Source organism: Polaromonas jejuensis NBRC 106434, assembly GCF_001598235.1.
Taxonomy (GTDB): Bacteria; Pseudomonadota; Gammaproteobacteria; order Burkholderiales; family Burkholderiaceae_C; genus Polaromonas; species Polaromonas jejuensis.
In genome coordinates, this window is record NZ_BCYO01000001.1 from 317,360 (window position 1) to 339,905 (window position 22,546).

Sequence of the window (22,546 nt, forward strand, 5' to 3'; positions counted from 1 at the left end):
ATGATTGAGTTAAAAGAAGTTTCCAAATGGTACGGTGACGTGCAGGTTCTCAACAACTGCACCACCAGCATCAAAAAAGGCGAAGTGGTTGTGGTCTGCGGACCCTCCGGTTCGGGCAAGTCGACGCTGATCAAGGCCATCAATGCGCTGGAACCCTTCCAGAAGGGCCAGATCTTTGTTGACGGCCAGGCCGTGCACGACCCGAAAACCGACTTGCCCAAGCTGCGCAGCCGCGTGGGCATGGTGTTCCAGAATTTCGAGTTGTTTCCCCACCTGAGCGTCACTGAAAACCTGACGCTGGCTCAGGTCAAGGTGCTGGGCCGCAAGGCGGATGAGGCCAAAACCCATGGCCTGAAATACCTGGACCGCGTCGGCCTGATGGCCCACAAGGACAAATTTCCCGGCCAGCTTTCCGGTGGCCAGCAGCAGCGCGTGGCGATTGCCCGGGCGCTCAGCATGGACCCGATTGCCATGCTGTTTGACGAGCCGACCTCCGCGCTCGACCCCGAGATGGTGGGCGAGGTGCTGGACTGCATGATGGGCCTGGCCCTGGAGGGCATGACCATGATGGTGGTCACGCACGAAATGGGCTTTGCCAAAAAAGTCGGCAGCCGCGTGATCTTCATGGACGTGGGCGGCCGCATTCTGGAAGACTGCTCCAAAGATGAGTTTTTCAGCCACCCGGAAAACCGCCAGGCGCGCACCAAGGACTTCCTGAACAAGATCCTTCAGCACTGAGCGGTAAGGCTGACCGGTAAAGGCCAGGCCGAAACCGGGTCAGCACTGCCGATGCCAGTATTGAAACCTCATGCGAACCACTTTGACTGCCACCCCGTATGCCCAGGCGTACCCGCTTGCTGCCTGCGCGGCAGCGATGGGCTGCGCCTGCGCAGGGTGCCGCGTCCAGTGGCCGCATCAGCCGGTTGCACATTCCTGAGCCCGGCGATCCACTCCCCATCCTTTATTCTTTAGCGCTACTTCTGGATCACCGGGCCCCCGCCTTCAGCGCGGCTTGCCCGTCAGCCTTTCCGGGCATTTTGATTCAGGAGTTCCCCATGTCCATTTCAACCCCGTCGGCACGTTTGCTGACCGAGCTCGACCACATCCGCATCAGCAAGCTGCTGCAGCGCCCCGCCTTGGCTTCAACAGAACTGGCTGCGGCGATTGAGGAGGTCATCGACGGCGCCGAGCTGATTTCTTCCTACGACGCACCGCCCACTCTGGTGACCATGTACTCGCAGGTTCTGATTGCCGATACGCAAACCGGCGAGCAGCGAAAGTTGACGCTGTGCTACCCTGATGATGCCGAACCGGCGACGGGATTTGTTTCCGTACTGTCCCCGGTGGGCAGCAGTTTGCTGGGCCTGTCGGCGGGCCAGCTGGCCACCTGGCGCATGCCCCATGGCAGCACGGCATCGGCGCAAATACTGGAGATTCTTTTTCAGCCCGAAGAAAGCGGCGACTATCTTCTGTAGCCACCGGGGCCCGCGAGGCAGGCCTGCTCGGCGCCGGCAATGCGACAATTCAAGGCATGACTTCCGCCACTCCGACCCCTGCCGCTACCCTGACCATCACCCGCCCGGACGACTGGCACTTGCACGTGCGTGACGGCGAGGCCCTGCAAACCGTGGTCCCGCACACGGCCGCGCAATTTGGCCGCGCCATCATCATGCCCAACCTGCGCCCGCCCGTGACCACCGCCGCGCAGGCCCTCGCCTACCGCGAACGCATACAGGCCGCGGTGCCGGCAGGCGTGGCCTTCGAGCCCTTGATGACGCTGTACCTCACCGACAACCTGCCGCCCGATGAAATCAAGCGCGCCCGGGACGCCGGCGTGGTGGCGACCAAGCTCTACCCGGCCGGCGCCACCACCAACAGCGATGCCGGCGTGACCGACTTGCGCAAGACCTACAAGACGCTGGAAGCCATGCAGCGCGAAGGCCTGCTGCTGCTGGTGCACGGCGAAGTGACCTCGCCCGACATCGACCTGTTTGACCGCGAGGCCGTCTTCATCGACACCCAGCTGATTCCGCTGCGCCGTGATTTCCCCGAACTCAAGATCGTGTTCGAGCACATCACCACGAAAGAGGCCGCGCATTACGTGCGCGACGCCGACCAGTTCACCGGGGCCACCATCACCGCCCATCACCTGCTGTACAACCGCAACGCGATCTTTACCGGCGGCATTCGCCCGCATTACTACTGCCTGCCGGTGCTCAAACGCGAAACGCACCGCGTCGCGCTGGTTGAGGCCGCCACCAGCGGCAATGCCAGGTTTTTCCTCGGTACCGACAGCGCACCGCATCCGGCCCACCTCAAGGAGCATGCCTCGGGCTGCGCCGGCTGCTACACCGCGCATGCGGCGATCGAGATGTATGCCGAAGCCTTTGATGCGGCTGGCGCACTCGACAAGCTCGAAGGCTTTGCCAGCTTCAACGGCGCCGACTTTTACGGCCTGCCGCGCAACCAGGGCAGCATCACCCTGCGGCGCGAATCCTGGTTGCCGCCGGAAAGCTTTGCCTTCGGTGCGGGGGAACTCAAGCCGCTGCGCAGCGGTGAGGCGCTGCCCTGGAAACTGGTCGGCTCACACTAAAGAGGCTCCCCATGGACCGCAAGCCCCGCGTTGCCCTGCTGATCGATGCCGACAATTCGCCGGCCGCCAAGATAGACCTGATTCTCAATGAGCTGTCCACGTTTGGCGAGACCAACATCCGCCGCGCCTACGGCAACTGGAAAAAGAACGAACTCAAGGGCTGGGAGGAGGTCTTGCACGAGCACGCCATCCGCCCCATGCAGCAGTTTGACTACACCAAGGGCAAGAACGCCAGCGACATGGCCATGGTGATTGACGCGCTGGAGCTGCTCTACACCGACCGGCCCGACGCCTTCGGCATTGTCTCGTCGGACGCCGACTTCACCCCGCTGGTGATGCACCTGCGCGCCAAGGGTGCCGCCGTGTACGGCTTTGGCGCGCAGAAAACGCCCGAGCCCTTTGTCAACGCCTGCTCGCGCTTTTTGTTTCTCGACAAGCTGCGGCCCATCGCCGCCAGCGATGCGACTGCGGGCAGCCGGGACGATGCCAATGAGGCCGACGAGGCGGGCGCGGTGGCCGCAGCGCCCTTGCGTGCCACGCCGGCGCAGCTCAAACAGGATGCCAGGCTGGTCCAGCTGCTGCGCAACGCGGTGCAGGCGGCGGCCGATGACGAGGGCTGGGCGCGGGTGGGCGCCGTGGGCACCCAGATCGCCAACCAAGCCTCGTTTGACCACCGTAACTACGGTTACGCCACCTTGACCAAGCTGCTGGTGGCGACCCAGCTCTTCGACATTGCGGACGAAGGCAAATCCACCGTGATGGTGCGCGACAAGCGGCAGGCCAGGCCCGCGCGCAATTGATGAGGCCGGCCATGCCCAGCGGCCCCGAGGTGCTGCAGGCCATCGATTGGCGCCAGCCCTGGCTGGCTGGCTGGCGCGAGTGGGGCGAGCCGGTCGCCCAGGCGGTGGCCGATGGCCTGCCTCTGCACGAGGCACTCAATCACCGCTCGGCGGCACCCGTGCGCTTTGTGCCGCAAGCAGCGCTGCCGCCGGGCGAAGCCTACGAACGCTATATCTTCAATAGCGGACTGTGCCCGACCCGTGAGGGCTTGCACGACTTTTTCAATGGATTGTGCTGGATGCGCTTCCCGCGCATCAAAACCCGGCTCAACCAGCTGCAGGCGGCCGAAATTGCCGCTGCCGGCGTGGCGCCGCTGCGCGGGCCGGTGCGCGATGCCTTGACGGTGTTTGATGAAAATGCCGCTTTTTTGCTGGCGCCACCGCCCCTGTGGGAGGCCCTGATGGGCAAGGACTGGCAGGCGCTGTTTGTGGCGCTGCGCCCGCTCTGGCCGCAAGCCCGGCTGGTGCTGTTTGGCCATGCCCTGCTGGAAAAGCTGGTTTACCCAAGAAAACCGATCACGGCCCACGTCTACCTTGCGCCACCAGCTATTGATACGATAGCGAATCTGGACGCCTGGCTGGCGGCCGACCTGGGCGCGGACAAGCTGGCTGGCAAGCCTTTTGTGCCCTTGCCGGTGCTGGGCGTGCCCGGCTGGTGGCCGGAAAACGAGAACTTTTCCTTTTATGATGACTCCCTTGTCTTCCGCCCGCGCAGATAAAGAATAACCAGCAAAATCCTGCGCCGGTGGCCGATACGAACGGCTTGATTTGGGCTGAATCCCCCTCATTTGTCCGGAAAGCAACTCTCACGGCAGCATTCACTGCCGCCTTTGGTCCCCGACCTCCACGGAGAATTCATGAAACGTATTTTTTTGTTCCTGCTCACCAACATTGCCGTCGTGGCCGTGCTGGGCATTGTGGCCAGCCTGCTGGGCGTCAACCGCTTTCTCACGGCCAATGGCCTGAACCTGTCGGCGCTGCTGGGCTTCGCCCTGATCATGGGCTTTGGCGGCGCCATCATCTCGCTGCTGATCAGCAAGCCCGTGGCCAAGTGGAGCGCCGGCGTGCGCGTGATCAACAACCCCCAGAACGCGGACGAAGCCTGGATTGTCGAGACGGTGCGCCAGCTGGCCGACAGGGCGCAGATCGGCATGCCCGAGGTCGGCATTTTCGAAGGCGAGCCCAATGCCTTTGCCACCGGCGCGTTCAGGAATTCGGCGCTGGTGGCCGTGTCCACCGGACTGCTGCAAGGCATGACCAAGGAAGAAATCGAGGCCGTGATTGGCCACGAAATTGCGCACGTCGCCAATGGCGACATGGTCACCATGACGCTGATCCAGGGCGTGATGAACACCTTTGTGGTGTTCCTGTCGCGGGTGATTGGCTATGCGGTGGATAGCTTTTTGCGCCGCGGCAGCGACAACAACTCCGGCCCCGGCATTGGTTACTACGTCAGCACCGTCGTGCTCGACATCGTGCTGGGTTTTGCGGCCGCCATCGTGGTGGCGTGGTTCTCGCGCCATCGCGAGTTTCGGGCCGACGCCGGCTCGGCCCAGCTGCTGGGGCGCAAGCAGCCGATGATGAATGCGCTGGCCCGCCTGGGCGGCATGCAGCCCGGCGAGCTGCCCAAGAGCGTGCAGGCCATGGGCATCACCGGCGGCATAGGCCAGCTGTTTGCCACCCACCCACCGATTGAAGAGCGCATCGCCGCCTTGCAAAACGCGCCGCGTTGAAGCTTGCCGTGAGGGCATCAAAAAAGCCGGCGCATGCGCCGGCTTTTTTGCTGGTGGGAAGGGATTTAAACGGCCGCCTGGGGGCCGGCCTGATCCAGCATCCTGGCGACTTCCGCGGGGTCCATGCCGTACATGTCGGCGAACTCGGCCGCCGTCTTGCCGCTGGCCCGAAAGGCCCTGAGCAGCGCCTCGCGCTTGGCGGCCTTTTCCGCAAGTTCGGAAAAGGCCGTGTCCAGCAACTCGTTGGAGGTCTCGCCCTGGGTCCTGATTTGCAGCAGGTAGTCTTCCCGGCTCAGGCCGGAGGCTTCAATGGCCGCCATCAGTTGCGCCACCACATAGGGCCGCAGGTCTTGGTTCGAGCGGGCTTGGCGGCGGCGGAACACCTCCATGATGGCGTAGTGCACATGCTCGGGCGCGACCGGCTCCACGGGCTGACCCTGCAGGTCGTGACGCGGCAGGCCGGCGGCCACGCTGTCGAGGTAGCGCGTGGAGCGGGCATGCAGACCCAGCGCAATCTTCAGTTCGTCGCGCTTGAACAGCTCGGGGTGCAGGGCCAGCAGGTCCTGAAAGACACCCAGCTTGAGCGGCCGGAACTGGGCGCCAAACATGTTGGGGTAGAGCGTGAAAAGCTGCTCCAGGACCGGGTGAACCTGGTTTTTGGCGCGCGGTGCATTTTGCGGCTTCTTGCGGCGGCGCGGCGCCGCGCCTTCTTGTGCATCGGCGGGGGTTGGGGAGGCGGTGTCAGTCATCAATCAGTGGTGTCAGTTTGAGGTTCGGGGCGGGCAGGGCGCACCCGCAAGCGTTTTTTAGCCGAGGGCGAAGTATCCACTATCCATGGCTCGCGTGGGTTGATGGAGGCGTTGCTGGCGGCCTGATGGCAGCGGCGTTGCGGCGAGTGAACGGCATCAGGCGGCTGGCGTCCGCAGGTGTTCGGCATCCTGCAGCAGGCTGCGCGCCACCGCCTCGGCCACCTTGATGCCATCGACGCCGGCCGACAAAATGCCGCCCGCATAGCTGGCGCCTTCACCCGCGGGGTACAGGCCACGTACATTGAGGCTTTGCAGGTCCTCGCCACGGCTGATCTTGATGGGGGACGAGGTACGCGTTTCCACGCCCGTCAGCACCGCATCGTGGGTGTCAAAACCCTTGATCTTGCGGCCAAAGGCCGGGAAGGCCTCCCGCATGGCGGCAATGGCGTAATCGGGCAGGGCGGACGACAAATCACCGATCACCACCCCCGGTTTGTACGAGGGCAGGATGCTGCCCAGCGCCCTGGAGGGGCGCCCGGCCACAAAGTCGCCCACCAGCTGGCCGGGGGCCTCGTAGTTGCCGCCGCCCAGCACAAAGGCATGGGATTCGAGCCGGCGCTGCAGGTCTATGCCCGCCAGGGCATGGCCCGGGTAGTCGCGCGGGTCTATGCCGACCACGATGCCGGCATTGGCATTGCGTTCGTTGCGCGAGTACTGGCTCATGCCGTTGGTCACCACGCGGCCGGGCTCCGACGTGGCGGCAACCACCGTGCCGCCCGGGCACATGCAGAAGCTGTAGACCGAGCGGCCGTTGCTGGCGTGGTGCACCAGCTTGTATTCGGCCGCGCCCAGCGACGGGTGCCCGGCATGGCGGCCCCAGCGTGCGCGGTCGATGATGCCTTGCGGGTGTTCGACGCGAAAGCCGATGGAAAAAGGCTTGGCCTCGATGTAGACGCCGCGTTCATGCAGCATGGCAAAGGTGTCGCGCGAGCTGTGGCCCAGCGCCATGATCACCTGGTCGGCGCGAAGTTCGTGGCTTTGGCCCGTGGCCTGGTCCAGCACCGTCAGGCCGCGCAGGTGTTTGCCGTCCGGGCCGTTTTCAATCAGCACGTCCGTCACGCGCTGCTCAAAGCGGATCTCGCCGCCCAGCGCAATGATTTGCTCACGCATGTTTTCCACCACCTTCACCAGCTTGAAGGTGCCGATGTGGGGATGCGCTTCGTAAAGGATATCGGCCGGTGCGCCGGCCTTGACAAACTCGTTCATCACCTTGCGGCCCAGGTGGCGCGGGTCCTTGATCTGGCTGTAGAGCTTGCCGTCGGAAAACGTGCCGGCGCCGCCCTCGCCAAACTGCACGTTGGACTCGGGGTTGAGCACATTCTTGCGCCACAGGCCCCAGGTGTCCTTGGTGCGCTGGCGCACGGTCTTGCCGCGCTCCAGCACGATGGGCTTGAAGCCCATTTGCGCCAGCAGCAGGGCGGCAAAGATGCCACAGGGGCCGAAACCGACCACTACGGGGCGCAGCGGCAGGCCGGCCGGTGCCTGGCCCACCGGGTGGTAGCTCATGTCGGGCGTGGGCAGGATGTGCGGGTTGCCGGCGTGGCGCGCCAGGAGTGGGGCTTCCTGGCTGGCATCGGCCAGCCTGACATCGACGATGTAGACCTGCAGCAGCTCGGCCTTGCGGGCATCGAAGCTGCGCTTGTGCACATCAAGGGTTTGCAGGCCGGTGGCCGCGATGCCCAGGGTTTTGGCCACGAGGGCGGGCAGGGCATCTTCCGCGTGGTCCAGCGGAAGTTTGAGTTCAGTCAGTCGAATCATGAGGGGCTCGTGTTGATCAAGCAGCCCTGTATTTTAAGTGGCCCAGGCCTGGGGGTTGAGTCTCGGGGGATAATAGCCCCCGTGAAGCCTGCCAGACCGCCGCTGGTGCAATTGTGGAAACACAGCACTGGAGGAACGTCCGGACTGCACAGGACAGCGTAGGAGGTAACACCTCTCCACCGTGAGGTGAGGATCAGAGCAACAGAGACGAGCCGATTCAGTTCGGGTGAAACGGGCAATCTCTACGCGCAGCAATACCAAGTAGGCCAGCGTTGATGTAGCTCCGCAGAGCTGGCGGGTAGGTAGCACCGAGCCGGGTGGGCGACCCCCGGCCCAGATTAATGGCGGTCACGCCGGGCCAACTTGCTTTAGGGCAAGTTGGCCGGGTGCACAGAATCCGGCTTATCGGCAGGCTTCACACTTTATTTTGACGCGGCGGCGGCGGGCGCTGCGGCAACCGGCGCGGCGCCGAAATACTTGGTGTAAATCTGCTTGTAAGTGCCGTCTGCCCTGACGTCGGCCAGGCCCTTGTTGATTTTTTGCAGCAATTCGGCATTGCCTTTCTTGACGGCGATGCCGTACTGTTCGGTGGCAAAGCTGCTGTCGCTGACGGTCTTGAATTTCGACTCGCTGTTGTTGTTCACATAGTTCACCACCACGCCGTTGTCGGCCACCACGGCGTCGACGCCGCCGGCCTCCAGCTCCTTGAGGGCGAGCGGGGTGGACTCAAAGCGCTTGATGTTGGCGCTTTCCTTGCCTTGCAGCTTGGCAACGACCTCGTCGCCCGTGGTGCCGTTCTGCACGCCGACCTTGAGCTTTTTCAGGTCGTTGAAGGTGCTTATCTTTGAATCCTTCTTCACGGCAATCAGTTGCTGGGCGTCGAAGTAGGGCTCCGAAAAGTCCAGCGTCTGCTTGCGCTCGCTCGTGATCGTGATGGCGGACACCAGCAGGTCGCGGTCACCCTGCGCAACCGAATTGAAGATGCCTTCCCAGGGCGTGTTGAGAAACTTCACTTCCATGCCGGCCTTTTGCGCGACGGCTTTGACCACCTCAATGTCAAACCCGACGATGTCGCCTTTTTCATTTTGCGACTCGAAGGGGGCATAGGCGGCGTCGGTGCCGACCACATACACCTTGGCGGCCGGCGCCGGGGCAGCGGCTGGTGCAGGCGCGCTGGCGGCTGGCGCCGGGGGTTCCTGCTTGCTGCAGGCTGCCAGCATCAGGCCGATCATCAGCGTAGCGGCTGACTGTAGAAAGTGTCGTGTTGTCATCGATGGCATTGAGAACTCCGCAAAAAAGTTGAAGTGAAGGTGTCAGGCCAGGCCCACACAGCCAGGCCCTGAACGGGTAAGAAAAGTATAAGCCTCGGTGCATGCAAATGACCGGAAGCGGCCAAGGGCAGCCATTAGCACGCTTTGATTGAATTTCAGTAGAGCGCGTGCATAAACTGTCATTCAAATATTGCCCAAATACCACGCAAAGTGCAGGCATCCGCCAGCCACTCGGTTGCCCCATGTGGATGGCTCTGCCCGGGGACTACACGGCCATCTGGCATGCCAGTGGTGGTGTCTATGAAAACGTCACCGATGAGCCGGCAGTAGTCCCCCATGCGATTTCGCTTTGGCAATCAGCTGGCTGGCTTTTTGGGCAACTTTTTTTCCAATACAGGGACGATGTATTGGTTAACTTGAGCAAACATTTGCTCGTATACCTCCATGGGCTTTCCCCAGGCGTCAGCGATATCCTTGGATTCTCCGGTGACGTATTCGGACATGGTGAAGGTCTTGGTCTTGGCCTCCGGAAAGAGCTCAACCAGTTTGTTCTTGTGTTTGCCGGTCATCGTCAGGATGACGTCGGCATGGTGAACGTCGTTGCTTGTCAGCTGGACGGCACGATGCGCGGAGACGTCCAGGCCGTGCTTTTTCAGCAGCGTGGCTGCATTGGTTTCCGGCATGACGTCAAACGGGTCCATGTCGACGGCACGGGAAATGACGGCAATATGCAGCTTCTTTTCTCCGATGACCGAGTTCGCCAGTGCCTCGGCGGTAACACTTCGTCCCGTATTGCCGGTATCAACAAACGCTATTTTTGTGGGTTCGTCCGCACTTGCAGAGACGCTGAGCGCCAGCAGCACGCCAGAAGCTACAAAAGAAAACCAATTTTTTTTCATGTCTCCACTTTCAAGGTCAATTTAAAAAGTTGATAAGCGAGCCCCTGCTCAAGGCAGTGATGCCACCACCAGATTCCCGGTGGAGGCGATCAATTTCCTGCTTCCGCAAGTGTTTTTTTTGTGCCCCATGCCAGACGTTTGTGGTACCCATCCAGCGAAGCCATGCTAACTGAGGAGCGCCGAAATTTGCTTTCGTAGTTCAATCAGGTGCGGCGCTTTCGTGAAACTAAATTATGAAAACATTGGAAAAATTGATCAAAGTTTCAATACAAGCTGGATTCATGGAAATATTTTTGATTTTTCCAGCCGCAAGGCCCGAATGGGCCGTATGCATCTCACAGGGCAAGTCCCCGGCTGGCAGCACAACACCTGTGTCGCAGGGGGCGGAGCCAGGGTCCGCGCAGCCTTGGCTCCGTACAGGCCTTCAGGTCGCGTGCCGTGAGGCCAGAATCCGCTCGACGTGGGCCTGCAGCGACCGCAGCGCGATGGGCCACAAGCGCGGGTCGGTGTCGTCATAGGCTAGCGCGACCCAGTCTTGCGGGGTGCCATCGGGCCTGGCCTGCATGGCCGCCAGCACCTTGGCTTCACGCTTGAGGCGGTGTGCCTTGAGTTGGGCAATGGCCTGCTTTGCCGCGCCGAGTACGTAACCATGGGCGGGCAGGATGAACTCGATCTGGTGCTCGTCGCAGGCCGTACTTAGCAAGTCCAGAGAGTCGAGGTAGGCCGTCATCTCGCCGTCGGGCGGGTTGATGATGGTGGTGCTGCCGTTGAGGATGTGGTCGCCCGAAAACAGCAGGCCGTCTTCAAGCAGCACCAGGCACACATGGTTGGCCGCATGGCCGGGCGTGAAAATCACCTTCAAGGTATGCGTCAGCCCTTGGTGGAAAAGCACCAGCAGCTCTCCATTTGATAGCGCCCGGTCGGGTGTGAATTGCGAATCGGCGCGCGCGGTGGATGCCGAAGGCAGGCCCAGAATCGGGGGCGCGCCGGTACACAGCGCCTGCAGCGGCCTGGCCGCGGGTGAATGGTCGGGGTGGGAGTGTGTGCAGACAATGGCCTGAATGCGGCCAAGCGTGGCTTCATGGAGGCGCTGGATATGCCCGGCATCGTTGGGGCCCGGATCGATCACGATGTAGCCGCTGTCCGCATCCCCCACGATATAGCTGTTGGTGCCCGGCCCGGTCATCATGCCGGGGTTGGGCGCGGTCAGGCGCCTGACGTTCTTCAGCAGCGCCACCGGCCGCCCGGTCTGCCAGTCCAGCGGGTGCACGATCTGCCCGTCGGGGCAGGTCAGCGCCAGCTCGCCGTAGGGCGCGTCAGACTCCATGTAGCGGGCTTCCTTGCCGTTCAGCAGGCCGGCACGCGGGCAGGAGGTCCACAGCGGCTCTTCGGAAGAGCAAGCCTTCAGCACGGCCTCCACATCGGGATAGTGCTGCAGGCGCTCCAGCGTGCGAATCGTCGGAAAAATCATGAAGAAGCCACCGGCCTGGTGCCGTGCCAGCGCCTCGGCCGGCCGCACCCAGACCGGCTCGAACTGCTCGGCCTCATCCGCCACCGGACTCTGGCCCTCCGGCATGCGGGCGATCAGAAAGGGCACGTCAAAGCGGCGCGGCAAGTCGCGGTCGGTGACCCAGTGCGCCAGCACAAACACCTCGCTACCGGCCAGCGTGAGGCCGCGTGCCCGACACTGCGCGGCGAACGGTGCCTTGCGGTCCAGCGCCGCGATGTCGGCGGTCGTGGCGTAGCTGCCGTCGGCATGGCGCGCCAGCAGCACGCCCAATTCTTCAAAGCTTTCGCGAATGGCCGCAATCGCCTGCGTCAGGTGCAGGTCGCTCTGCGTCGTGCGCCGGCTGGACTGGTCATGCGCCGCCGCATCCGCAGCATCAATGCCGCCGCCCGGGAACACATAGGCCCCGGGGGCGAAGCTGGCCGTCATGGAGCGCCGCGTCATCAGCACTTCAATGCCTTGCGGCGTGTCGCGCAGCAGCAGCACGGTGGCTGCGGAGCGTAGGGGCGCGGGTTCGCGTTGGGGGTAGAGGAGCTGGGAAGGTCTGGCCATGAACGATTATGGCCCCCACGCTTGTGGCTACGCCGCTCTTCGAGAACACTGCGTGTACTGCGCTGCCCCCCGAGGGTGCTGATTTTCCTTGGGGCGGCCCGGCGGGAAATTGCACTGTCTCGCGGAACTTTGCCAGAGCTATGCAACGAGGATAATCATCACATGCGAATCCGATTTACAAAAATGCAGGGCGCGGGCAACGACTTCGTGATGCTCGACGAGACCCGCGCGCCGCTGGGCCTGACAACGGCGCAGTACCGCTTTCTGGCCGACCGGCACTTTGGCGTGGGCGCCGACCAGATTCTCTCGGTGCGGCCTTCGCCGGGGGAAGGCATCGACTTTGAATACGTGATCCATAACGCCGACGGCGGCGAGGTCGAGCAGTGCGGCAATGGGGCGCGCTGCTTTGTGCGTTTTGTGCGCGAACAGGGGCTCACCACCAAGGACGTGGTAAAGGTCAAAACCCTGAGCGGCGTGATAGAGCCGCGCATGCAGGCCGACGGCCGGGTCACGGTGGACATGGGGGCACCGGTGTTTGAGCCGGCGCGCATTCCCTTTGATGCGTCGGGTTTGACGCCGGAACCCCATGGTTCATGGCAGAAATGGCCTCTGGCCCTTGATGGATGGTCGTCATCAGCTCCACTTTTCATAGCGGCTCTGTCAATGGGCAACCCCCATGCGGTGCAGTTGGTGGATGACGTGGACACCGCGCCGGTGCTGGAAACCGGCCCGCTGATTGAAAACCACCCGCGTTTTCCCAAGCGCGTGAATGCCGGCTTCATGCAACTCGTCTCGCGCGGCCAGATCCGCCTGCGGGTCTACGAGCGCGGCGCCGGCGAAACGCTGGCCTGCGGCACGGGCGCCTGTGCGGCGGTGGTGGCCGGCATACGCTGGGGCCTGCTCGACACGCGGGTCGATGTGCTCACGCGCGGCGGCCAACTCACGATCGAGTGGGCTGGCCAGCTGGATGCGCCGGTCATGATGACCGGCCCGGCGACCACGGTGTTTGCGTCCGAGATCGACATTCCCGATGCGCCTTGACGCATCACCCTGCAACAGCCGATGACGTGCAGCCCGTGGCGCGGGCCCTTGCGACGCCTTTAAAACTGGTGACAATGCCGACATGAATCCAACTGAACACCCCATCACCGAAGACGACATCGCGAACTTTCTGGCCAACACGCCCGACTTCTTCGAGCGTCATGCCGAGTTGCTGGCCTCGGTGCAGCTCTCCAGCGGCCATGGCGGTCGCGCCGTCAGCCTGCAGGAGCGCCAGGCCGGCATGCTGCGCGAAAAGATCAAGGGCCTGGAGACGCGGGTGGTCGACATGATCCGCCACGGTCAGGAAAATGTGGCCATTGCCGACAAGATGCAGCGCTGGACGCGCAAGCTGCTGCAGGCCGCGCAGGCGCGCGACCTGCCCGGCCTCATCGTTGACGGGCTGAGCACCGAGTTCGAGATACCGCAGTCCGCCATCAAGGTCTGGAACGTCAACGGCATTTTTTCCGATGAACGTTTTGCCACGGGGGTGAGCGAGGATGCGCGAACCTTTGCCGCCTCGCTGAGCACGCCGTACTGCGGCGTCAACTCCGGCTTCGAGGCCGTCGACTGGCTGCCGGATCCCGGCGTGGCGATGTCGCTGGCCCTGATCCCCCTGCGCGCCGCCGCTGACGCGCCGGTCGCGGGCCTGCTGGTGCTGGCCTCCCCCGATCCCGAGCGCTTTCACAGCGGCATGGGCACCGATTTCCTGGAGCGCCTGGGCGAGCTGGCGGGCGCGGCACTGTCGCGTCTGCGGGCGCAGACCAGCCGCTGATCCAGCGCCTCATGACGCGGTCTTCGCCCCACGCGCCCGCGCCTTCCGGGGCGGTGGCCGAGCCTGCCGCCGAGCCGCATCCGCTGATAGGGCGCTACCTGGCGCATGTGCGCGTGGAAAAGCGCCTGGCGCAACGCACCGTGGAGCTCTACACGCTGGACTTGCAAAAGCTGCAGGCCAACGCCCGCCAGGCCGGCGTGGCGCTGACGGCGGTGCAGAACAGCCACATCCGTCGCTGGGTGGCGCAGATGCATGGCGCCGGGCGCAGTGGCCGCGGGATCGCGCTGATCCTGTCGGGCTGGCGCGGTTTTTACACCTGGCTGGGCCGCGAAGGCCTGGTGAGCGGCAACCCGGTGCAGGATGTGCGTGCGCCCAAGGCCGCCAAGCCGCTGCCCAAGGCCCTGAGCGTGGACGAGGCGGTGCAGCTGGCCAGCTACCAGGCGGAAACCGCCGCGGGCGACCCCGGTCTGGAGGCCAGGGACCGGTGCATCACGGAACTGCTGTACGGCTGCGGGCTGCGCATTGGCGAGCTGGTGGGGCTGGATGTGCGGGCCAGCGGGCAGGCCCGCGGCTGGATCGACATGGCGGCCGCCGAGGCCCATGTGCTTGGCAAGGGCGAGAAGCGGCGCAGCGTGCCGGTGGGCCGCGCGGCCCTGCAATCCCTGCGGCAGTGGCTGGAGGTCCGCGGCCGCTGGGCCGGTGACGGCGTGCCGCCAGGCGCTGCGGATGCCCCCGGGCAGGCCCTTTTCATCAACCAGCGCGGCGCGCGGCTCACCCCCCAGCATATCCGCGTGCGGCTGAAGCAGCGTTCGCAGCAGGCCGGCCTGGCGACGCCGGTGCACCCGCACATGCTGCGCCATTCGTTTGCCAGCCATGTGCTGCAGTCCAGCGGGGACTTGCGCGCGGTGCAGGAGTTGCTGGGCCACGCCAACATCACCACCACCCAAGTCTATACACGGCTTGATTTCCAGCACCTGGCCAAGGTGTATGACGCGGCCCATCCGCGGGCCATGTCGCCCAACCCCGGTTCGGGTGCTGTCCGGCCGCCCGGCAAGGTCACCGGCAAGGTGAAAGCCTGAAAGGCTGCCCCCGGGTTCAGGCTCTTTTGCGGAGGTAAGAGCGCAGCAAGGCCTCCGGTGGCGGTGCTTCGCCGAGCATGAACACCGCGCGCCGGCTGTCCCCGGGCACCATGGCCAGACGTTCTTCGAGCTGCATCAGCAGGCCCTGCGCGTTGGAGCCCTGGCGAGGCACCAGCGCATACGCCACGTGCACCTGCGCCACGCAGTCCACGTGCAGGCCCTTGTACGGCATGAGGCAGCGCGCCACGATGCGCGGCCCGAGGGTGCCGGCATCTTCCGCACTGAAGGGGCCCTCCACCAGCATGCCGAAACGGCGCTCCGACAGCCTGGCAGCGCTGTCGATTTCGCGCGCGGTGGACAGCAGCCGCTCCGCCACGCGCAGCGGTAGTTCGTCGGCCGCCTTGCGCCCGAAGTCGCGCTGGACCTGCTCGGCATTGACCAGGTCGACGAGCATCACGGCGCTCTGGTGGCGCAGCCGCTGGGAGCGCGCAATCATGCGCGTCAGGCGTTCGGTGAACACATGGCCGTTGATCAGGCCGGTGCTTGGATCGACCCGGTCCAGCCCCTGGATGCGCCTGGTGTTTTCGCGCCGGTGCTGGCTGCGCAGCATCAGCACCACCATGACGATGGGCAGATGCAGCGCCACGCCCAGCTGCATCCCATGCTGGGTCAGAAAGCCCGCGGGCACCAGCCGGGCGCTGTTGGCCAGCATCCAGCCGGCGCTGGCGAGCACCGGCAGGTAGGCGAGCATCAGCCAGGGCGCAAACCGGTCGCCGCGGCGCCAGGCCCAGCCCATCACCAGCATGCCGCTGAACTCCAGCAGCAGGACAATCGGCACGAAAACGTCCATGCGCGATGCGGCGGGCACCAGCGCCATGGCGGCGGCGGCCAGAATGCCCAGCCCCGCCTGTCCGGCCGTCAGCCGTTGCAGGCGCAGGGAACGCTCGGGCAGGGCCACGGCGGCCGAGATGAACAGCAGCGTGGCGGACGCCGTCAGCAGGGGCAGCACGGAGGTGGAAATATCGTTCCACCAGGGCCAGTCCGGCCACAGGTGCAGGCCGGCGATGCCGGTCACGGTGGCCTGGGTCAGTCCCATCAGCGTCACGCAAAGGGCGTAAAAACCATAGGCGCTGTCCCGCAGCGAGAGGGCGCCCAGCGCGGAAACCACGGCCGCCAGCCCGGTCAGCCCGAAGAAGATGCCCAGGATCAGCGACACCCGCTGCTCCCGATAGCTCAGGCGTCCTTCGCTGATGAATTGCAGCTGGCTGCTGAAGGCCTGGCCGTTCTCCAGGCGCAGCAGGTATTTGGTCGGCACCTCGGCGGACAGGGCAATCGGCAGCAGGGGATGGCGGTGTGGCACCGGCCATTTACTCACGGCGATCAGGTCGCCCGCCCGCTGCTCGTTCCACTGGCCGGCGCTGTCCAGCGTGTAAAGCGAGGCGCGGTTGATGGCCGGGTTGGGCACTTCCAGGTACCAGCGCTCGCCATCGGGGGCCGGCGGCACGCTGAAGCGCACCCACATGGAATGGCCGCTCGTCACCGGGTAGATCGCATCGGGGCGCGTGGGCTTCCAGGCAAGGGTGCTGGTGCGGCTGACCTGGTCTGGCGTGAACTGGCCTGTCGTGTCTATCCAGTAGTCGCCCCAGTCCTGCAGGGCCACCGGCTGGGTGTGGGTGTCCAGGTCCAGCACCGTGCGCGAGCGCGCGGGCGGGCTGTTCAGCCCCAGCAGCGTGACCAGCAGCAGGCTCATGGCCAGCGTCCGCAGCCGGCGCAGCGCCGGGGCAAAGCGTTTGCCCGCGATGCCGGCCGCCGGCTGGCGGCGTCCCCACGGCGCAAAAAAGTTCTTGAAAATCATCTGCCAGCGATTGTGGCAGCGTTTACAAAAATTGATGTCAAGAGTTCTTGCCGCGCTGCGCGGGATTCGAGCCACGACAATAGGCTCATGAAAATAATTCGACTGAAAGAAGGCAAGGAGCGCTCCTTGCTGCGCCGCCATCCCTGGATTTTTGACGGGGCCATTGCCAAGGGCGGTGGCGATGCCGGTGAAACCGTGCGGGTGGAAAGCCACGGCGGCCAGTTTCTGGGCTGGGCCGCTTTCAGCCCCAGTTCCAAGATCCGCGCCCGGGTCTGGAGCTTTGACGAAGCGCAGCGCATTGATGCTTCATTTTTTGTAGCGCGTATCGCCCAGGCCATAAGCGCCAGACGCCTTTTTGATGTGAAAAGTGACGGCATGCGCCTGGTCCACGGGGAATCCGACGGCCTGCCCGGCCTGGTGGTAGACCGTTATGCCGACACCCTGGTGGCGCAGTTTTCAAGCTGCGGCGCCGAGCGCTGGAAAAGCGTGATTGTCGACGCCCTGCTGGCGCAAACCGGCTTGACGCGGCTTTATGAGCGCTCCGACGCCAGCGTGCGCTCGCTGGAAGGCCTGCCGGAAGCCACCGGCTGGCTGGCCGGCTCGGGCGATACCGGCATCACCATCACCGAGCACGACTGGAAACTGAGCCTGGACGTGGCCGAGGGCCACAAAACCGGCTTTTACCTGGACCAGCGCGACAGCCGCCAGAAGTTTGCCGCCTACGCGCGCCGCCTGAAGTTTGAGCGCGTGCTCAACTGCTACTGCTACACCGGCGGCTTTACCGTGGCCGCGCTGGCGGGCGGTGCGGCGCATGTCACCTCGATTGACTCCTCGGGCCCGGCCATTGAGCGCGCCAGGGCCAATGTGGCGCTGAATGGCTTTGCTGCCGGCCGCACCACCATGCTGGATGCCGACGTCAACGCCATGCTGCGCCAGTACCAGAAAGAGGGCGCCAGCTTTGACGCCATCGTGCTCGATCCGCCCAAGTTTGCACCCACCGTCACGCACGCCGAGCGGGCCGCCCGCGCCTACAAGGACATCAACCGGCTGGCCCTGTCCATACTGGCGCCGGGCGGGGTGCTGTTTACCTACTCCTGCTCCGGCGGCATCAGCGCCGACCTGTTCCACAAGATCGTGGCCTCGGCAGGCACCGATGCCGGGGTGGATGCCTTTATTTCCGAACGCATGGGCGGCGCGCCCGACCACCCCATGACGGTGGCCTTCCCGGAGGGCGAGTACCTCAAGGGGCTGGTTCTGGTCAAACGCCCGGCGGGCTAGCCCTTTATCGATGAAATTGGCATCCAGCCCAGCTGAGTCGGGCGTAAGATGCTATTGAAAGGGGAGCGAGCGGCGGCCGGTCGGCACTGAGGGCGGGATGCGGACCCGCCACATCCTTGCCAAGACGCCTTTGGCCGTGGTGGTATTGCGCAAAGCCGTCATGGACTTGAAGGGCTCGCTAAACTCCCCAGCTTGGTTCCTTGCCCGCCTGCGTATTTTTTGCGTATTTCTTTGTATTTCCCCTGTTTTTTAGGTAGACACCATGAGTTTGATCCCCGTCACCATCCTCACCGGCTTTCTCGGCTCGGGCAAGACCACGCTGCTCAAGCGCGTGCTGACCGAGGCCCATGGCCAGAAGATTGCCGTCATCGAGAACGAATTTGGCGAGGAAAACATCGACAACGAAATCCTCGTCAACGACACCACGGAAAACATCATCCAGATGAATAACGGCTGTATTTGCTGCTCGATCCGCGAGGATTTGCGCGAAACGCTGCAATTGCTGGCCGCCAAGAAGCGCAAGGGCCTGCTCGACTTCGAGCGCGTGGTAATTGAGACCACCGGCCTGGCCGATCCCGGGCCGGTGGCGCAGACCTTTTTCATGGACGAGGAAATTGCCGAGCAATACCTGCTGGATTCCATCCTGACCCTGGTGGATGCCAAGCATGCGCCGCAGCAGCTCAACGATCGCCAGGAAGCGCGCCGCCAGGTCGGTTTTGCCGACCAGATCTTCATCAGCAAGGCCGACCTGGTGGCCGAGGACGAGGTCGAGGCGCTGATGCACCGGCTCAAGCACATGAATCCGCGCGCGCCCCAGCAGGCGGTGCATTTCGGTGAGGTGGCGATTGCCGATGTGTTTGACCTGCGCGGCTTCAACCTCAATGCCAAGCTCGACATCGACCCCGATTTCCTCCAGGCCGATGAACACGACCATGACCACGCGCACGGCGAGCACTGCGACCACCCGTCCCACGCGCACGACCGTGATGACGGCAACCACCATCACCATGATGACGACGTGAAAAGCTTTGTGTTCCGCTCGGACAAGCCCTTCAGCCCGGCCAAGCTCGAGGACTTTCTGGGCGCGGTGGTGAATATCTATGGCCCGCGCATGCTGCGCTACAAGGGGGTGCTGAATATGGAGGGCACCGACCGCAAGGTGATCTTCCAGGGCGTGCACCAGCTCATGGGCAGCGACCTGGGCCCCGCCTGGGCCGAGAGCGAGAAAAAAACGAGCAAGATGGTTTTCATAGGCATCGATTTGCCCAAAGATATTTTTGTGCAGGGCCTGGAGCAATGTCTGGTTTAAGGTAGGCTGTCCGCCTAAAGCCATTAAAGGCGGGGAGGGCTTCATGTTTGTCTCGATTCTCCAACGGTTTGTTTTTTGCCTGTTACGCTGCGCTGGCCAGCCGCTACAATCGCGCGCCGACCAAAATACCCGGAAAGCCGAATCGGGAGGCCAGCCTGGCGGAAATCTGCCTGAACGCCGCGTCAAAGTGGCCGAGGCTGGCAGGCGGCATACAAACCAGGAAATCTGGCAACAGCTGAAGCCGGGCTGCCTGACCGCAGTTTGGCCAGGAGTCGGCTTGGGGGCCATCCCCAGGCTGCTTCCCCGAGGAGAGACATTGTGAAAGCCCAAGCGAAGAAGACCCTAACGTCCGCCAAGGCCGCTGCCAAGTCAGCCGGCAAGGTGGCCGTGAAGGGCAAGCCAGCGCCCAAAGCCGCAGCCAGGACCGCGGTCCCGGTCACGAAAAAAGCAGTCAAGCCCGTTCAGCCCGTTGCCAAAGCCAGGTCGGCGCCCAAACCCGTCGCCTCCAAGGCCGTCGCCAAAAAAGCCGCCAAGCCGTCAAGCCAGGCGGCTTCCCAGAAAAAGCCGATTCCGGCCCCCAGCAAGAAAGCAGTGGCCACACCAGCCAAACCCGTGACTAAACCATTGCCGAAACCTGCCGCGAAAGCGCCTGCCAAGCCCGCCAAAGACAGCCATGCCGCCGGCAGCGCCAAAGTGGCGCCGCCGGCGCCTGTCCCGGCCCCGGTGCTCATGGCGCCCAAGCCCTTGAAGCCGGGACGACGCAGTTCAGCCCGAACCGCAGTCCAATCCCCTCCGCCCGCACCCATGGTGCCAACCCATGCGCCTGACGCAGCCAAAGCCAGTTACTCCACCATGACCGAACGCGTGATTGCGCCGCCCTTCCAGGCGGCCGCCCCCAAAGACCCCAAGCTTGCCAACAACTGGAAGACCAAGCCTGCCGACCAGCTGACCGACGAGGAAGTCAAGGCCATGCCCGACTCCGAGTACATGAACGAAAAGCAGCTGGCCTTCTTTCGCCACAAGCTGTCGGTGCTCAAGCAGGAGATTCACAACAGCGCCGGCGAAACCACCGAACACCTGCGCGAAGACACCGTCGTGGTGCCCGATCCGGCCGATCGCGCCACCATTGAAGAAGAGCATGCGCTCGAATTGCGCACCCGCGACCGCGAACGCAAGCTGCTCAAGAAGATCGAGCAGTCGATTGCCCGCATTGATTCCGGTGACTACGGCTACTGCGACGAGACTGGCGAACCCATTGGCGTCGGCCGCCTGATTGCCCGTCCCACGGCCAATTTGTCGCTGGAAGCACAGCAACGCCGTGAGCTCAAGCAAAAAATGTTTGGCGATTAACCGCCGCAGGCCGGCAGAACGCTCTTAATCGCATCCCATGTCCAAAGAAGATACCGCACCAGGCTTGCTTTCCAAGATGGTGAAGTTCGTCCGGAATCCGGCCACGAACTGGTCGGAGCTGGACACATTGCAAGCCGATCGCGACGACGCCATCAGCAAGCAGTTGCTCAAGGAGATGATTGAGCGCAAGCGGCAGAACGACTTTGTACGCAAGCGCGAATTCGACATGTTGCGCAAGATGCGCAAGCGTGAGGCCATGGTGGGTCTGGGGCCGGATGGGGGCGGCAAGCCCTCGTTCTTTCAAAGCAGCATCCCTTCCAGGCCGGATGACCGGGCGTCCACGATCAAGAAGATCGATGAGATCGAAGCCCAGATGGCCATGCAGTGGTGGAAGACCAAGAGCGCCAATGCGCCGGACAACTCGGTTCATGTGCCACTGATGTCTCAAGACAAGGGGCCTGTCACGCAGGGGCCTTTAGACAGCGCGCTGCCCACCGCCTACCGGGCGACGGCGCCGGCAGGGCTGCCGCCCAGGGCCGCGGACGCTGCAACGGCGCAAGATGCGCCGCCAACCCGGCCGGACGCGCTGCCCAATATGCCTGCGTCTGCAAGCGCCGCCGGTCGCCCCGGTAATACGATAGGCACGATAGGCGCTTTGTCGGGCATGGGCGCTGGCAACGACCAGGCATCGGGTTTTACGCCTTCCAAATTCACGGCGGTGGAGGTGGAAGAAGCCATGGCGCACGATGCGGAACTTGAAGAGGCGGCGATCCGTTTTGCCAATGGCGATGATGCCGGGGCCGAGGCGGGGCTGCTGGAAATTCTCGGGCCGGGCGGCTTGCGCGCGGGGCATGCCGAAACCTGGTTGACGCTGTTTGACCTGTACCGCGCCACGGCCCAGCAGGGCAAATTCGAGTCGGCGGCGATCGGCTTTGCCGAGCGTTTTGACCGTTCGGCACCGCAGTGGTTTTCAATGCCGGACATGGTGAAAAAGCTCAAACCAGCGGGCAAGACCAGCAACGGGCCTGCCGCCGACTGGGTCTGCCCCTCGGTGGTGGGCATCCAGACGGTCGCGGCGCTGAAAGCGGCCATGGCCAAGGCGCCCATGCCGTGGCGCCTCGACTGGCACAACCTCAAAACCCTTGAAGCGGCCGCCGTCGAGCCCTTGCACCAGGTGTTCCGCACCTGGGCGGCGCAGCCGGTGCAACTGCGCTTCATTGGCGACGCCCAGCTGAGGAAGGTGCTGAAAGACGCCACGCCTTCGGGTGGCCGCGATGTCGCTCAAAGCTGGTGGCAGCTCCGCATGGAAGCGCTGCGTGTGACGCGCCAGCCCGATGACTTTGAACTCGCCGCGCTCGATTTCTGTGTCACCTACGAGGTCTCTCCGCCATCATGGGAGCGTGCGCGCGGTGATTACAAATCGCTGGATGCGCAAGGGGGCGTCATGGGCGGGAACGCCTTCATCGGCGAGGTTTACCGTGACTCGGTACCCTCGGGCCTCAGCGCGATGGACGCCGACAGCCAGCTCGATGGCCAGAGTTCCGAAATGAGCAATCTTATGTCGGTGGAACTCTCGGGGCAAATCCAGGGTGACGCGATTGCCGTATTGGACAAGCTGGAAGCCAAGCTCATGGGGGCTGACATGATGCTGATTTCCTGTGCCAAGCTGATACGTGTCGATTTTTCCGCCGCGGGGACGCTGCTGAACTGGGTGTCTGCCCGCGCAGCCGAAAACCGCGCTATTCAGTTTTCAGACGTCAATCGCCTGGTCGCCGCTTTTTTCAATGTGATCGGGATCTCGGAGCAGGCCAGCGTGGTGGTTCGGATCGACTGAACTCGAGCAATGGCCGGCCTGTTGAGGCTGGCCCATTTTGCGCGCTGGGCTTTTCGCTGCGGCAGCC

At 63.8% G+C, this 22,546-nt stretch carries 19 protein-coding genes and 1 other RNA gene; 14 read left to right on the forward strand and 6 right to left on the reverse strand.

Going from position 1 to position 22,546, the window contains the following annotated elements; genetic code table 11:
- The 6 genes from PJE01S_RS01420 to htpX all read left to right on the forward strand — a co-directional run bounded on the left by PJE01S_RS01420 (window position 1) and on the right by htpX (window position 5,165).
- The gene (locus PJE01S_RS01420) at window positions 1–738 is read left to right on the forward strand and encodes an amino acid ABC transporter ATP-binding protein (protein WP_068831346.1); all 738 of its coding nucleotides are present in this window, start codon (window positions 1–3) and stop codon (window positions 736–738) included.
- Between the two features lie 317 nt (window positions 739–1,055).
- Window positions 1,056–1,475, forward strand: a complete 420-nt coding sequence (gene rnk, locus PJE01S_RS01425) for a nucleoside diphosphate kinase regulator (protein ID WP_068831347.1) — start codon at window positions 1,056–1,058, stop codon at window positions 1,473–1,475.
- 56 nt (window positions 1,476–1,531) lie between these two features.
- Window positions 1,532–2,593, forward strand: a complete 1,062-nt coding sequence (gene pyrC, locus PJE01S_RS01430; protein ID WP_068831348.1) for a dihydroorotase — start codon at window positions 1,532–1,534, stop codon at window positions 2,591–2,593.
- Between the two features lie 11 nt (window positions 2,594–2,604).
- Window positions 2,605–3,393, forward strand: coding sequence for an NYN domain-containing protein (locus PJE01S_RS01435; protein WP_068831349.1), 789 nt, complete (start codon window positions 2,605–2,607; stop codon window positions 3,391–3,393).
- Window positions 3,394–3,404: 11 nt separating this feature from the next.
- Window positions 3,405–4,151, forward strand: a complete 747-nt coding sequence (locus tag PJE01S_RS01440; protein ID WP_068831553.1) for a DUF3025 domain-containing protein — start codon at window positions 3,405–3,407, stop codon at window positions 4,149–4,151.
- A 138-nt stretch (window positions 4,152–4,289) separates the two neighbouring features.
- The gene (htpX, locus tag PJE01S_RS01445) at window positions 4,290–5,165 is read left to right on the forward strand and encodes a protease HtpX (RefSeq protein WP_068831350.1); all 876 of its coding nucleotides are present in this window, start codon (window positions 4,290–4,292) and stop codon (window positions 5,163–5,165) included.
- Window positions 5,166–5,230: 65 nt separating this feature from the next.
- Here htpX and PJE01S_RS01450 read toward each other — a convergent pair whose 3' ends face one another.
- Together PJE01S_RS01450 and PJE01S_RS01455 are read right to left on the reverse strand one after the other, a co-directional pair.
- Window positions 5,231–5,914 (reverse strand): ProQ/FINO family protein, encoded by a 684-nt coding sequence (locus PJE01S_RS01450; protein ID WP_068831351.1) that lies wholly within the window; start codon window positions 5,912–5,914, stop codon window positions 5,231–5,233.
- Window positions 5,915–6,070: 156 nt separating this feature from the next.
- Window positions 6,071–7,732, reverse strand: coding sequence for an NAD(P)/FAD-dependent oxidoreductase (locus PJE01S_RS01455; RefSeq protein ID WP_068831352.1), 1,662 nt, complete (start codon window positions 7,730–7,732; stop codon window positions 6,071–6,073).
- An 83-nt stretch (window positions 7,733–7,815) separates the two neighbouring features.
- Between PJE01S_RS01455 and rnpB the strand changes: the two genes are divergently transcribed.
- An RNA gene (rnpB, locus tag PJE01S_RS01460) (RNase P RNA component class A) lies at window positions 7,816–8,153 on the forward strand.
- Between the two features lies 1 nt (window position 8,154).
- On the opposite strand, the gene PJE01S_RS01465 is transcribed toward rnpB, so the two are convergent.
- From PJE01S_RS01465 to PJE01S_RS01475, 3 genes are all read right to left on the reverse strand, one after another.
- Window positions 8,155–9,012: a basic amino acid ABC transporter substrate-binding protein gene (locus tag PJE01S_RS01465; RefSeq protein WP_068831353.1), complete on the reverse strand. Its 858-nt coding sequence runs from the start codon at window positions 9,010–9,012 to the stop codon at window positions 8,155–8,157.
- A gap of 347 nt (window positions 9,013–9,359) precedes the next feature.
- Window positions 9,360–9,902 (reverse strand): arsenate reductase/protein-tyrosine-phosphatase family protein, encoded by a 543-nt coding sequence (locus tag PJE01S_RS01470; RefSeq protein WP_068831354.1) that lies wholly within the window; start codon window positions 9,900–9,902, stop codon window positions 9,360–9,362.
- 424 nt (window positions 9,903–10,326) lie between these two features.
- Entirely contained in the window at window positions 10,327–11,961 is a 1,635-nt protein-coding gene (locus tag PJE01S_RS01475; protein WP_068831355.1) for an MBL fold metallo-hydrolase, read from the reverse strand.
- Between the two features lie 162 nt (window positions 11,962–12,123).
- Here PJE01S_RS01475 and dapF point away from each other — a divergent pair, with 162 nt between their 5' ends.
- From dapF to PJE01S_RS01490, 3 genes are all read left to right on the forward strand, one after another.
- Window positions 12,124–13,002: a diaminopimelate epimerase gene (gene dapF, locus PJE01S_RS01480; RefSeq protein ID WP_068831356.1), complete on the forward strand. Its 879-nt coding sequence runs from the start codon at window positions 12,124–12,126 to the stop codon at window positions 13,000–13,002.
- 82 nt (window positions 13,003–13,084) lie between these two features.
- The gene (locus PJE01S_RS01485) at window positions 13,085–13,774 is read left to right on the forward strand and encodes a DUF484 family protein (RefSeq protein WP_068831357.1); all 690 of its coding nucleotides are present in this window, start codon (window positions 13,085–13,087) and stop codon (window positions 13,772–13,774) included.
- 11 nt (window positions 13,775–13,785) lie between these two features.
- Window positions 13,786–14,853 carry a tyrosine recombinase XerC gene (locus tag PJE01S_RS01490; RefSeq protein ID WP_084389294.1) on the forward strand — a complete coding sequence of 356 codons (1,068 nt, stop codon included), beginning with the start codon at window positions 13,786–13,788 and terminating at the stop codon, window positions 14,851–14,853.
- Between the two features lie 16 nt (window positions 14,854–14,869).
- On the opposite strand, the gene PJE01S_RS01495 is transcribed toward PJE01S_RS01490, so the two are convergent.
- Window positions 14,870–16,708, reverse strand: a complete 1,839-nt coding sequence (locus tag PJE01S_RS01495) for a sensor domain-containing diguanylate cyclase (protein ID WP_068831358.1) — start codon at window positions 16,706–16,708, stop codon at window positions 14,870–14,872.
- 87 nt (window positions 16,709–16,795) lie between these two features.
- On the opposite strand from PJE01S_RS01495, the gene PJE01S_RS01500 reads away from it, so the two are divergent.
- The 4 genes from PJE01S_RS01500 to PJE01S_RS01515 all read left to right on the forward strand — a co-directional run bounded on the left by PJE01S_RS01500 (window position 16,796) and on the right by PJE01S_RS01515 (window position 22,479).
- Window positions 16,796–17,986, forward strand: coding sequence for a class I SAM-dependent rRNA methyltransferase (locus tag PJE01S_RS01500; protein WP_068831359.1), 1,191 nt, complete (start codon window positions 16,796–16,798; stop codon window positions 17,984–17,986).
- Window positions 17,987–18,248: 262 nt separating this feature from the next.
- Window positions 18,249–19,295 (forward strand): CobW family GTP-binding protein, encoded by a 1,047-nt coding sequence (locus PJE01S_RS01505; RefSeq protein WP_068831360.1) that lies wholly within the window; start codon window positions 18,249–18,251, stop codon window positions 19,293–19,295.
- Between the two features lie 318 nt (window positions 19,296–19,613).
- Window positions 19,614–20,645 carry an RNA polymerase-binding protein DksA gene (gene dksA, locus PJE01S_RS24225; protein ID WP_084389295.1) on the forward strand — a complete coding sequence of 344 codons (1,032 nt, stop codon included), beginning with the start codon at window positions 19,614–19,616 and terminating at the stop codon, window positions 20,643–20,645.
- A 37-nt stretch (window positions 20,646–20,682) separates the two neighbouring features.
- The gene (locus PJE01S_RS01515; RefSeq protein WP_068831361.1) at window positions 20,683–22,479 is read left to right on the forward strand and encodes an STAS domain-containing protein; all 1,797 of its coding nucleotides are present in this window, start codon (window positions 20,683–20,685) and stop codon (window positions 22,477–22,479) included.
- Window positions 22,480–22,546 lie beyond the last annotated feature (67 nt).